This window comes from uncultured Martelella sp. (genome assembly GCF_963677965.2).
GTDB lineage: Bacteria > Pseudomonadota > Alphaproteobacteria > Rhizobiales > Rhizobiaceae > Martelella > Martelella mangrovi.
The window spans coordinates 541,013-553,566 of the sequence record NZ_CAXXFM010000001.1 but is presented as its reverse complement, the minus strand read 5'-3'; the positions used below and the strand labels follow the sequence as shown (position 1 = coordinate 553,566).

The following is a 12,554-nucleotide window of genomic DNA, read 5'->3' as shown; positions in this document are numbered from 1 at the left end:
ATCACGGTTTTGCCTCCCTCCCCGCCGTCATTCCGGCCTTGAGCCGGTATCCAGTCAGCTCAAGTCCTTGCGCGCAAAGACTCTTTTTGAAAGCGCATAACAAGCGGCCCTGGATACCGGCTCAAGGCCAGTATGACGGAAAAACTTGGGAAGAGCTTGGTCAGCCGTCTGGGCCGCCGTGTCTTCAGGCGGCGGCTTTATCGCTCGTCGCCGAAATATTGCTGGCTGAGTTCGGTCAGATAGCCATTTTCCTTCAGCGCAAGCAGCCGCACGGTGACGGGATAGATCAGCGTGTCCTGTCCGTAGGGAAGGGCAAAACCGAACTTGTCGGGCGCGAATAGCCGGCCGACGACATCGAGACCGAGGCTCGGATTCTGCGCCTTGAAGTATTCGAGAACCGGCGCATCGGCGACCAGCGCGTCGACTTCGGCATTGCGCAGCCCTTCGACCGCGGTTTCTATGCCGCTATAGGTGACGAAATCGTAGCCCTCGCGTCGCACGAGATTTTCGGCGGAGGAGCCGCGGAACACACCGACGGTGTGGCCGGGAAGATCGTCCGGCCCGGTGACGCTGCCGGTGATGGCAATGCTGGTCATGACACTGGTGACCGAGGATGTGACATAGGCGACGACTGCAATGCCGATCACCAGCCAGAAGGCGGCGAACACCCGTCCGATCCAGCCGAACAGTTTGGACCGGCTTGGAAGCGAACCTTTGGTCACCACCAGCATCACGGCATAGAAACTTTCGGACACGCCGTCGCGCCAGCGGCGGGGGAAGTTCTTGTCGAAATGGCGGTCGAAGAAGGTGAGGCCGATTGTGCCCAGCACGATAAACACCAGCAGCCAGCCATAGTATCGCAGGTATCCGGCCTCGGCGAGCCCGTTCCAGATATTGACCAGCGACGACGACGACCGGTCGTCAATCATGATCCTGAGGCCGGAATCGAACCAGGGTTGGGTGAAATCGACAACTTCGGCGCGGTCTTCGGTAATCGAGATGGCGCCGACCGCGATATCCAGTTCTTCGGCTTCAACGGCGGCGAGAAGGTCGGCAATGGTTTCGTATTCGGTATAGCTGGCGGTCACGTTGAGACCGGCCTCGATCTCTTTCCAGAGTTCGGTTGCCATGCCGGTGAAATCGCCGTCGGCGTTGCGCATGACGAAGGGTGGTGTGACGCGGTAGCCGACCCGGATTTCCTGTGGCGGCTCGCTTTCCTGTTCCTGTGCCCATGCCGTCGTTTCGCCCGGCATAGACACCATTGCCGTCAGGAAAAAGCCGATCAGAAGGCTGAAGACTGCCCGGAAAAACCGCGCCGTGACTGCACTTGTCATTGGTTTCGATCCTTTCCTGTGTCGCGGTATCGGCGGCGATTGCCTAGCCGTTAAAGTTCAGAACAAGAAATGCGATGAAAAGCAGAAAATGCACGGCGCCCTGTAGCAGATTGGTGCGGCCGCTGGAAAAAGTCACGATACTGACGGCGAGAATGAGCACCAGCAGCAGCATATCGGTTGGGTCGAGGCCGAGCTCGAGGTCGAGCCCGAGCAGGCTGGCGATCACGAGCATGATCGGCACGGTAAGGCCGATCGTGGCAAGAACCGAACCGAGAAAGATGTTCACCGACGACTGCAGCTTTTGGTCAAGGGCGGCACGCACGCCGCCGATGCCTTCAGGGGTGGTCACCAGGATTGCCATCAAAATGCCGCCGATCGTGGTGGGGGCACCGAGTGTTTCGATCACATAATCGACCGGTCTGGCAAACTGCTCGACCAGAAACACCACGGGAACGATGTAACAGAACAGCAGGATGACATGGAGAACAAGCGGTGTATCCGGCGCAGCATGATGTTCTTCGGCCTGTGCTTCCTCCTCCAGCGGCTGCGAAAAATAGCCGCGATGCCGGCCGGTCTGGATCAGCAGGAATGTGAGATAGAGCCCGCCTGCCATCGCGCCGACCATTGTTTTCTGCAGTCCGGTCAGGGTCGGGCCCTGCGTCGACAGGGTCACGTCCGGCAGGATCAGGCTGAACACGGCCAGCGGAATGATCACGCTCAGATAGGCGTTGGCGCCCTGGAGGTTGAAGGTCAGTTCGCGATGGCGAAATGCGCCGAGCAGCAGGGAGATGCCGACCATGCCGCCCATGATGATCATGACCACGGAAAACAGCGTATCGCGCACAAGGGCGGGGTTGTTGTCGCCGTGGAGCATCACGGCGGTAATGCTCATCACTTCGATGCCGGTGATGGAGAGTGTCAGGACCAATGTGCCGAATGGCTCTCCCAGGCGCTCCGACAGCGCCTCGGCATGGCGGACGACACCGATGGCTGTCGCCAGGATGACGAAGAAAAGCCAGGCCATCGTCAGCACCAGCAGCACCGGTTGATCAAGACGCGCAAAGAGCTTGTCTTCGAACAGCAGCACCAGCAGGCATGTCAGCAGTGTGAGACCGTAAAACCGTTCACGCCGGACCAGCGTGCGAAAGGACGGAAAGGCAATCGGGTCTCGAGCGGATTCCGGCTTAGGCAAATGCAAATCTCCTCTTGTGGGCCAGCACAGAGAAGATCAGCATGCGCCTGCCCCCTCATTCGATTGCCATGATATCGCCGTTATTTCAACTCCGTCATGCCGTTGGTCTGCATTGCGGCAGGCAAGGGGGCAGGGATTGTCACAGATCATTGGACCGTTAGGCCCTAACAGGCTGCTGACAAAGCTGCCCCTCACTCCGGGGCATCCTTGGGCTTGACCCGAGGATCCAGGGCCGCACGATGTATGCTTGCTTTAAACCCTTTCTTATCAAAAGGGTTGAGCGGAGTGGATGCTCGGATCACGTCCGAGCATGACACCTGTGGGGACGGCTGACGGCGGCAACAATGTGCACGTCTTCGGGTTTGTCCACAAACTGATTGGGCCGTTAGGCCTAGTATTCCTTCTCGTAGAAAATCCCGCCGCTGGTCTCGCCACGCGAACCCGCCGATCCCTTGACGATGAAGTTGCGGCCGATATCGATATTGACGCTGGCCTTGGTGCCGCTGTCCCGGCTCTGCTCGATTTCAACATAGGTGTTGCTGTTCAGGTATTTGCCGACGCTGACGGCGGTGTTTCCGTCGGAATCCGTCGATACATCGAGATTGTCGATGCCGAGCACATCCCGGATCGATCCGAACAGCGACTGATCGGTGCCGCCGGTCAGCTGGATCACGGCATCGGCAAGCTGGGCAATCTGCAGCGCCGACAGCCCTGAAGACGACTGGTTGAACAGAAGCTGCGCCAGGATCTCGTCATTCGGCAGGGCGGGAACGGAACTGAGGCTGACCTGCGGGTCGGTTGCCACCCCTTGAAGCGCGATGGTGATGGCGGTCGAACCGGCCGAGGTTTGTGCCTGCAGGTCGATCAGCGGCACCAGTGCGCCGCCGAAGGTGATCCGTCCACGGTCAAAATCGAAACGGCGGTTGAGGATGGAAAGACGACCGCGGATCAGATCGAAGCCGCCGGTAATGATCGGGTTTGCGGTCGTGCCGGAAACGCTGATCGAGCCGCCCAGCTCGGCATCGACGCCGCGGCCCCTGACGAAAATCGCGTTGGGGGCGGAGATGGTGATGTCGAGGTTGAAGGACGAGCGCGCATCGGTCGTCTGCTGCGGCGAAAGCTCTTGCGCCTGCCGTCTCACAGCCTCGGAGGCGTATTCATGCACGATGTCGATTTCCGAAATCGATGCCGGCAGCCGGTCGGGAATGACGATGGCGGTCCTGCCGAGATTGAGCCGTCCGGAAACCGTCGGCTGTCCGAGCAGCGGTCCTTCAAGCGTAACAGTGCCGTTGACCGTGGTCGTCAGCAGCCGTCCGTCATTGATCACGGCATCGTTGGCATCCAGCCGCAGGGAGGCCTGAAGGTCGCCGGCAAGCGAAATACTGCCGCTTGTGGTCATCGTGCCGCCGGCGGCAAGCCGTCCGGTGATGTTATCGACGACCATGCGATCACCGGAAAGCGAGATCCGGCCGCGTATATCATTGACCCGCAGATTGCGCCTGAGGTCGGTCACGGAGGTGATGTTGACGTCCATGCCGCCGGAATAGGACGGCGCTTTTACGCTTCCGCCGATGCTCATGTTCACGTCGGCATTGCCCGAGACCGCAAATCCGGCATTGGCCGCGGCAACGGAGGCAAGCGCAAGCGGCAGGCGACCGGTGACGGTGATATCGAGCGGCATGTTGGCGCCCAGACCGACGGAGCCGTTGGCCCTGGCCGTCAGCCCCTGCGCATTGGTCACCGTCGTGTCGGTGGTGACCCGGTTGTTTTCGTAGCGGCCGCTGGTCGACAGGCTGAAGGGCTGGCCGCCGATTGCGCTGGCTTGCGCCAGATTGGCATTGTTCCAGCTCAGGTCGTAGCTGGCCGCCGGGTTCGACAGGGCGCCGCTTGCCGTGATCGTGCCGGAAACCGTGCCCTGCAGGCCGAGATTCGGCACGAACGCGTTGGCAATCGACGCGCCGACATTGGCGATGTTGACGGTCATGTCCATGCTTTCGCCAACGCTGCCGCGCGCGCTGACCGTGCCGCCGCCAATGCCGATCCGGAGGTTTTTGATATCGGCGGTGCCGTCCGCGATCGTGATCCGCCCCGGTTCGGCAAGCTTGAGCGCAAGCGACATCGGCGACCCCTCAAGCCTGAGGATTTCGATATCCATCGTTTCTGCACGCGTGACGCGGATTTCGGTGCTGACGGGCTGTCCGTCATAATCGGCGGAAAGGTCGAAAGTGGTCTTAGCCCCCTCATTGCTGGCTGAAAGGACGATATTGGAGACCTGCTGTCCGCTGGCGGAAACCGAACCGACCGTGATCTTGCCGTTGGCCTTCAGTTCCGAAAGGTCGGCGACGGTCATGTCGGCATCGATGTTTTCCGCCGTGATCGTGGAAAAGGAAAGCCTGTTCCCCGCAGCGTCGAGCGAAAGACCGAGCGCGTTGCCGGCATTGTCGAGCGCGATCCGGCCCGAAATGCCGCCCGATGCGTCCTGTCCGGCAAGACCGGCCAGAAGTTTCAGGTCGGGAAAGTTGAAATTGATGCCGCCGGCGGGCAGAAAGCTTTCATTGAGCGTCAGATCGCCGGAAAGCGTATTGCCGCCGACCGCGCCTTCAAGCCCGGAAATGTTGATCCTGCCATCCGTGGATGTGACATCGGCGGCAAGTGTCAGCGGAGCATCGGCATAGGTGCCTTTCACCGAAACGGAGCCGCTGGGGGCCGCCGGATCGGCCTTGCCCTTCAGCGAAAGCGAGAAATCCTTCAGTGCCTCGCCGGAAATCACCAGATTGTCGGCCGTTGCGGTGGCCTCGATATCAGGTGCGGACAGGGCGCCGGTCGCCGAGGCTGAAATTTCCGCGGCTCCGCCGACCTGCGGAGCAAATGTGCCGAGTTCGGTCAGTGCCGCCTTCAGCGAGGCATCGATTGCGCCGTCTGACAGCGAAACGTCGCCCGTGGCGTCAACGAGGCTGTTCTTGATGTGGAGATCGGAAAGCGTGTAGCTGGCATCGGCAAGATCGGCTGAAAAACCGGTCTCGATTTCCGTCATGCCTTCGATCATTCCGGCGGCCGGTGCGGGCAGGGCATCGGCCAGAACGAAAAGCCGGGCATTGCCGGAGGCATTCTGTGCGTCCATGTCGTAGGCCACGGATGCGGTGCCGCCGATGCTGCCGCTTTCAAGCTCGGCGGATGCGATTTCAATGTGTGAGCCGGAAAGGGAAACCGGGGCCGAGAGCGATATCGGCGCCTTGACGAGCTGGTTCAGGTTCTCGTTTTCGAAGGACAGGGTTTCGACCGTCAGCGCGGTATCGAGCATGCCGCTGCGGTTTGCAAGGTTGAGCCCCGTGCCGCTGGCGACAAGGGCAAGCCCGCCAACGCTGATATCCGGCATCGAAAGCCTGTCAAGCGTGACGGATGTCTGCAGATCGGCATTTTCGGCGGCCCCCGTCAGCGCGATGGACGCATTCGAGATGGCAAGGTCCAGCATGTTCTCGCCCATCGGCCAGGAAAACGGCACGGGGCCGTCAGTGCCGTTCAGCGTGGCCTTCAGGTCGTTATTGCCCGCCGGGTCATAGGCGCCGGATGCCGCAAGGGTGAAGCTGCCGGTGGTGATATTGCCCTTCGAAATGGCGATACGGCCGGAAGGCGACAACGACACCGCGATGTCGAGGTTCGTGGTGCCTTCGACAAGGCTGGCAAAGGCCTCGGGCGTCAACGGCGCAAACTGTCCGGTGCCGGAAACGGTGATCAGCCGTTCATTGGCGCTGTCGAGCTGGTGGTGAATATCGATTTCGCCAAGCGGCGCTCCGGAGAGTTCAGCCGTAACCTTGCCCTGCCAGTCCGACAGCGGTCCATCGCCGCCGAGCGCGATGTTGAGCGCGGGCGCGCCGGGCAGCTGCATCAAAGTGGCGATAACTCCGCCCTGCGGCTCGTTGACCTCGGCATCCAGATCGAGGCGGTTGTCCGCCGGGGCATATTCGACATCGGCCTTGACATAGGTGCTGGGGCGGGCGCGATGCCTGGCATCGAGCGATGCTGAAATCGTATCGGTTGCCGCGGTGAGCTTTCCGGCCGCCGAAAGCGGATAGTCTTCGCCAAGCACCGGTGCGGCAATGTCGATCTGCGGAAAGTCGAAGCTGGCGATCTTGATGCCGATCGGCAGCGAGAAACCGCCGCCTGCATCACTGCTTTTCTCCGCCTTCTCTTCACCGGCAGCGGGGAGGCGGTCCAGTGCGACATTCTGGGCGGAAAGGGTTTCGGCGACAAAATTGCCGCGGAGAAGGGCAAGCGGAGACCAGTCCAGCACGACATCGTCGACCGAGACATAAGGGCCGTCGATATCGGAGACCGTGACCGATTCAACCGTGAAATGACCGGTGAGCGGCGCACTGACCCGGCCCACATGAACCGCGAAATCGGGCGAGGCAATCCGCTGGGTGACCTGCTGCACGGCGAAATTGGCGCCAAAGCCGGTGAAGCCGACGAAAATGATGACAGCGAGCGCGATGAGTACGACGCCGGCGACAAGTCCCGCGATCACCTTGATCAATATGCGAAGCAGTGCGGCCATTTTCTTCCTGTGCTTTACGGTGCCCCGATACAGGCTCCTTGCCTGATCGGGCCAGTTATATGCCATGGAACGTGTGAATACAGCGTCAATCCGGGCGTGGCGAACGTCATTTTCGGGGATGTCCCCGGTCCGCCGGTCAGAAACTCTGTCCGATCCCGGCATATATACCGAATTTGTCGCCGTCCGGATAGCGATCAAGCGGCAGGGCGACATCGAGCCGGATCGGACCGAAGCCGGTCAGATAACGCACCCCGATGCCGGCGCCGGCACGGATATTGCTGAAATCCGGGAAATTGTCGGCCGAAACATCGGCAGCGTCGATGAAGGGCACGATCTGGATGTTTTCGGTGACGCCGATGCGGGCTTCAAGCGACGCCTCGACATAGGACCGGCCGCCGGTTTCCTCGCCATCCGCATTGCGCGGCGAGATGGATTTATAGGCATAACCGCGCACGCTTCCGCCGCCGCCGGAATAAAAGCGCTGGTTGGCGGGAATGTCTTTCAGGCTTCCGCCGCCGACGATTGTTCCGGCGCCCACCCGTGCGGCAAGCGTGAAGCGGTCATCTGCGCCCGCCGAAAAATAGGTCGAGCCGACGGCATCGAAGGATGAATAGACCGTGCTGTTGAGAAAGTCATAGGCCGGTTCGGCGGTTGTGACGAGATAGATGCCCTCGGTCGGATTGAGCGCATCGTCGCGGGTATCGCGATCAAAGCCGACGGGCAGCGAGAACGTCAGGTAGTCATCGGTGCCGAACGCATCTTCGATATGGGAATATTCCGTCGTCGCGCCGAGCGTGATCGTATTGAATTCATTCTGCTCGTAGCTGTAGGAGACGCTGCCGGCAAGGGTCTTGGCGGTGTAGGGATCCGGGTTTTCGGTTCCCGCCACGAGGCTTGCCGTGAACATGCCCGAGGGGTGGAACAGGCCGGGCTTGGTAAAGGTGATGCCGCCCGCATAGTCGAGCGAGCCAAGGTCACCGGTGGCGCCGATGCGGGAAACGCCGGCTTCAAGGCGAAGCCCTTCCGCCTTGCCGAACAGGTTTCTGTGGCCCCAATAGCCTTCCAGTCCGAGGCCGTCGATCGACGATACGGTTCCGCCAAAGCCGAAATAACGGAACTTGCCGTCCTTCACCGCAATGGTCGCGGGGAGCTGGCCGTTTTCATCCAGCGTATCGGCCGTGTTGATCACCACGGAATTGAAGGTCTTCAGCGTGCGCAGGCGGTTGGCGGCATCGGAAAGCGTTTCCGGTGAATACGGCTCGCCGGCCTTCAGCCGGGAATAGGTTCGGATGAAATCGGGATCCACCGCATCCGATCCGGTAATCGCGATCGGGCCGAGATTGGCTTTCGGGCCGGCCTCGGCATCGATGATCACATCGATGGTATTGTTCCTATGGTTGGCGATCACCTCGCGCCGGGTAATCGTCGCGAACGGGTGACCGTCATCTTTCAGGTCGGAGACGATTTGCCGGGCAGCGGTCAGCACAGTTGTCGAATAGGCGGGGCTACCGGCAACGAGACCGAGTTTTGTGGCATTGAAGCCCGGCGGCGCATCCACGATATCAATCTTTGCGAAGGTGAATTGCGGTCCGGCCTCGATATTGACCGTCACGGGCACCGGATTTACCCGGTCGAAATTCGGCAGGCCGACGATATCCTCAATCGACTGACCTTCGATACTGATATTCACCAGGCCGCCGTAACGGGCCTTTTCGTAAAGCGAACCGACGAGAATCTGCAGGTCGTCGCGGGCTTTGACCAGAAGGCCGAGATCGCCATCGACCGGTTTCTTCTCATCCGAGACGAGCTGGGAGCGGTTGCGCAGGAATTTTTCCAGCTCGCTATCGCCGCCCGTAACGCTGAAAGACACATTATAGCGAACCGGGTCCTCGACATTGTCGATCTCTTCTTCGCGTTCGCCCCACAAATGGACGCCGAACAGGGAAAAGGCCTGCGCTTCGCCGGCACCGGTGGACAGCGCCGCGAACAGGGCCGCAGATAACAGAATCCCGGCCTTGAGAGACGCAAGCGTGCTGTATTGTCGCCGGTTGAAACGGGTTACCATAATGTACTCAAACCAAGTCGCTGATCCGTAAATTGAATAGACGCGACAATATATTAGCACGGAAGCGATCTATGCATTCCGTGAAAATCCAAAACCCGGCAACAGCGTTAACCGAACCTTTCGGAAGCGCTGAATTGTCGGGTTTTTGTTGCAGCCATTGCCGTGTTGTTCCTGTCGAACGCCATGGGCACAGCCAACAGACAGCCGCCGCCGGAGACCGACGGCGGCATCATTGTTTTAGCGCCGCGGGCAATCGTCGACATATTCGCGGCCGTAGCGGTCGCGGTAATAACATTTGCCAGGCTGGTTTTCGACGGCCCGGCCGACGAGTGCGCCGGCACCGGCGCCGATTGCGCCACCGAGAAGCGCGCCGCCGAGGCCGCCGTCGTCAATGGCCGTGCCGATCAGTGCGCCGCTGCCTGCGCCGATTGCAGCGCCTTCCTGTGTGGGTGTGCAGGCCGTGGCCGCAAGCGAAGAAATACCGATCAGAAGTCCTGCGAATAGTTTTTTCATGATTCCCTCATCACCGATTTGGTCGCGGTACGACCGGACGCTCCCCGGGGTCCCGTGCCTGCCGCCGCTTTTCTTGCCACGGCCGATTTTCGGCCGCTTCTACAAATACATATCCGAATAGCGCTGACGCGGGAAGTGAAAAAGCACCCAAAGCATCAGCCGGTCAATTCGACTATGGCAGACAACGATATGCTGTCAGTCAATTATTTCTCGTCCTGCAGGCGTGTTTCAAGGGGCAGTTTTCAGGGTCCGTGGATAATCTCTGTGAATTGATACCGATCAAGTTTTACCATGGGCGGTTGCGTGTAGAAGCAGTTTGGAATAATTCAAACATGGGCCTTTTGCCGCATGTGCCCGTTTTTTGAGGCTTTGCGGCTTGACGTTGTGCAAACTTCGTCAAATCCTGAAGGAAAACAAAACGGCCTTGCGGTGGAGCACTTGAGTGATGGATTTCGAAGCATTTTTCAAAAGCGAACTTGCGGGACTGCATGATGAGGGCCGTTACCGTGTCTTCGCAGAGCTGAAGCGGCATCGCGGTGAATTCCCCCGTGCCTCGCGGTTCAGGGACGGCACGGCATCCCCCGTCACGGTCTGGTGTTCCAACGACTATCTCGGCATGGGGCAGTGTCCCACCGTGATCGCCGCCATGCAGGAGGCGATCGAGGCTTGCGGGGCAGGGGCCGGCGGCACCCGCAATATTTCCGGCACCAATTATTATCACGTTCAGCTTGAGGAAGAACTGGCCGATCTGCATGCCAAGGAAGCGGCCCTGATCTTCACATCGGGCTATGTGTCCAACTGGGCAACGCTTGGCACGCTCGGCCAGAAAATTCCGGGCCTGATCATCTTTTCCGATGCGCTGAACCATGCTTCGATGATCGAGGGAATTCGCCACGGCAAGAGCGCGCGGGTGATTTTCAAGCACAATGATCTCAACGATCTCGAAGCCAAGCTGAAGGCGGCCGATCCCGACGCACCGAAGCTGATCGCCTTCGAATCGGTCTATTCGATGGACGGCGATATCGCGCCGATCAAGGAAATCTGTGATCTTGCCGACAAATACGGCGCAATGACCTATCTCGACGAGGTTCATGCCGTCGGCATGTACGGTCCGCGCGGCGGCGGCGTTGCCGAACGCGACGGGCTGATGGATCGTCTGACCATCATCGAGGGCACGCTCGGCAAGGCCTTCGGCGTCATGGGCGGCTATATCGCCGGCTCCAAGGCCGTTGTCGATTTCGTTCGTTCCTTTGCCTCCGGCTTTATCTTCACCACCGCGCTGCCGCCGTCGCTGGCTGCCGGTGCCGTTGCCTCCATCCGCCATCTGAAGGTCAGCCAGATCGAACGTGAGCGCCACCGCGAGCGGGTTGCCACGCTGCGCCGCAAGCTCGATGCGCAGGGCATTCCGCATATGGACAATTCGAGCCATATCGTGCCGGTCATGGTCGGGGATGCATCGAAGTGCAAATGGATTTCGGACATTTTGCTCGATGATTTCGGCATCTACGTCCAGCCGATCAATTATCCGACCGTGCCGCGCAAGACCGAGCGGCTGCGTTTCACGCCGACGCCGCTGCACAGCGATGAGGATATGGATCATCTGGTCGAAGCGCTGCATTCGCTATGGTCGCAGTGTGCGCTGGCGCGTGCTGTCGCGTAACGGCCGTTACCTGGAATTCACTTGACTCAACGTTCGCCTTTCCGGATCAAGCAACCAGTGTTGGTTTTGGTCTGGAGGGCTTTCCATGGAACTTTCGCAACGCGTTGACGCGGCAGTGGACCGGGCGCTTTCTCAGGCGCGGATCGTCGGAACCGTTGTCATTGTCTGGCGCAATGGCGTGCCGGTCTATGAACGCGCCGCCGGTTTTGCAGACCGCGAAGCGGGCCGGGCGGTTGCGCTGGATACGGTCTTCCGTTTTGCTTCCGTGACCAAGCCGTTCGTGGCAGCGACGGCACTTGCGATGATCGATCACGACCGGCTGTCGCTTGCCGGCAGGGTTTCCGATTATCTGGACTGGTTTCATCCGCCGGGGCCGGACGGGCGGATGGCCGATATCACCATTCGCCAGCTGCTGACCCATACCGCCGGGCTGACCTACAAGCTCGACACAGGCGATCTGCCCGAGCATGAAGCCGTCACTGCCGGGCTTGAAAATACCGAGATGACGCTTGAGGAGAATTTCTCGAAGCTGAACACCGTGCCGCTTTCCTACAAGCCGGGAACGGCTTGGGAATATTCGATTGCGATCGATATTCTGGGGGCCGTTGTGGCACAGGTTCACGGCGGCACGGTGGAAGAGGCAATCCGGGCCTATATCCTTGAACCGCTGGGCATCAGGGATACCGGCTTTGTCGTTGACGATCCCGCGCGGCTTGCCGTGCCTTACGTCAACGACACGCCCGAGCCGCGCCCGATGGGGGAGCCCGAGCGTGTTGCCGGCCCCTATGACAATGTCTATTGCTTCTCGCCCGCGCGCATTTTCAACCGTCATGCTTTTCAGAGCGGTGGCGGCGGCATGGCGGGAACCGCCGGCGATGTGATCCGGCTTCTCGAAATGATCCGCAAGGGCGGCGATGGCGTTTTGAAGCCCGAGACAGTCGCAGCGGCCATTGCCAACCAGATCGGCCGGCTCAATGTCCGCCCGGGCGTCAAGTTCGGCTTTTTGGGCGCTGTCACGGAAGATGCCGCTCTCGACAATTCACCGCTGCCGGATGGCACAGTGTCGTGGGGCGGGGTTTACGGCAATCGCTGGTGCTATGACCCTGCAAGCGGCACGGTCGCTGTCGCCATGACCAATACCGCGCCGGAAGGATGCGACGGCGCTTATCCGTTCGAAATCTGGCAGGCGATTTTCGACAGGTAATCCGGATCAACCTCCCGCGCGTAGATTAGGT

The 12,554-nt window shown here is 60.2% G+C and carries 7 protein-coding genes; 2 read left to right on the top strand and 5 right to left on the bottom strand.

The genetic code is table 11. From position 1 onward, the window contains the following. Nucleotides 1-197: 197 nt before the first annotated feature. The 5 genes from ACHZCU_RS02820 to ACHZCU_RS02800 all read right to left on the bottom strand — a co-directional run bounded on the left by ACHZCU_RS02820 (nucleotide 198) and on the right by ACHZCU_RS02800 (nucleotide 9,659). The gene (locus ACHZCU_RS02820) at nucleotides 198-1,334 is read right to left on the bottom strand and encodes a transporter substrate-binding domain-containing protein (protein WP_319517559.1); all 1,137 of its coding nucleotides are present in this window, start codon (nucleotides 1,332-1,334) and stop codon (nucleotides 198-200) included. 43 nt (nucleotides 1,335-1,377) lie between these two features. Next, entirely contained in the window at nucleotides 1,378-2,526 is a 1,149-nt protein-coding gene (locus ACHZCU_RS02815) for a calcium:proton antiporter (RefSeq protein ID WP_319517558.1), read from the bottom strand. Nucleotides 2,527-2,917: 391 nt separating this feature from the next. Beyond that, nucleotides 2,918-7,081 carry a translocation/assembly module TamB domain-containing protein gene (locus ACHZCU_RS02810; protein WP_319517557.1) on the bottom strand — a complete coding sequence of 1,388 codons (4,164 nt, stop codon included), beginning with the start codon at nucleotides 7,079-7,081 and terminating at the stop codon, nucleotides 2,918-2,920. A 136-nt stretch (nucleotides 7,082-7,217) separates the two neighbouring features. Beyond that, complete coding sequence (locus ACHZCU_RS02805) at nucleotides 7,218-9,146, bottom strand: autotransporter assembly complex family protein (RefSeq protein ID WP_319517556.1); 1,929 nt, start codon at nucleotides 9,144-9,146, stop codon at nucleotides 7,218-7,220. Between the two features lie 237 nt (nucleotides 9,147-9,383). Then, nucleotides 9,384-9,659, bottom strand: a complete 276-nt coding sequence (locus ACHZCU_RS02800) for a YMGG-like glycine zipper-containing protein (RefSeq protein WP_319517555.1) — start codon at nucleotides 9,657-9,659, stop codon at nucleotides 9,384-9,386. 445 nt (nucleotides 9,660-10,104) lie between these two features. On the opposite strand from ACHZCU_RS02800, the gene hemA reads away from it, so the two are divergent. Together hemA and ACHZCU_RS02790 are read left to right on the top strand one after the other, a co-directional pair. Beyond that, nucleotides 10,105-11,319: a 5-aminolevulinate synthase gene (hemA, locus tag ACHZCU_RS02795; protein WP_106311891.1), complete on the top strand. Its 1,215-nt coding sequence runs from the start codon at nucleotides 10,105-10,107 to the stop codon at nucleotides 11,317-11,319. Between the two features lie 85 nt (nucleotides 11,320-11,404). After that, nucleotides 11,405-12,523, top strand: a complete 1,119-nt coding sequence (locus ACHZCU_RS02790) for a serine hydrolase domain-containing protein (RefSeq protein WP_319517554.1) — start codon at nucleotides 11,405-11,407, stop codon at nucleotides 12,521-12,523. The last annotated feature ends 31 nt before the right edge of the window (nucleotides 12,524-12,554 follow it).

What these genes read in the sequence shown, in the direction of transcription:
- ACHZCU_RS02820 (WP_319517559.1), bottom strand. Translation starts at nt 1,334, where the DNA reads ATGACAAGTGCAGTCACGGCGCGGTTTTTCCGGGCAGTCTTCAGCCTT.
- ACHZCU_RS02810 (WP_319517557.1), bottom strand. Translation starts at nt 7,081, where the DNA reads ATGGCCGCACTGCTTCGCATATTGATCAAGGTGATCGCGGGACTTGTC.
- ACHZCU_RS02805 (WP_319517556.1), bottom strand. Translation starts at nt 9,146, where the DNA reads ATGGTAACCCGTTTCAACCGGCGACAATACAGCACGCTTGCGTCTCTC.
- ACHZCU_RS02800 (WP_319517555.1), bottom strand. Translation starts at nt 9,659, where the DNA reads ATGAAAAAACTATTCGCAGGACTTCTGATCGGTATTTCTTCGCTTGCG.
- hemA (WP_106311891.1), top strand. Translation starts at nt 10,105, where the DNA reads ATGGATTTCGAAGCATTTTTCAAAAGCGAACTTGCGGGACTGCATGAT.
- ACHZCU_RS02790 (WP_319517554.1), top strand. Translation starts at nt 11,405, where the DNA reads ATGGAACTTTCGCAACGCGTTGACGCGGCAGTGGACCGGGCGCTTTCT.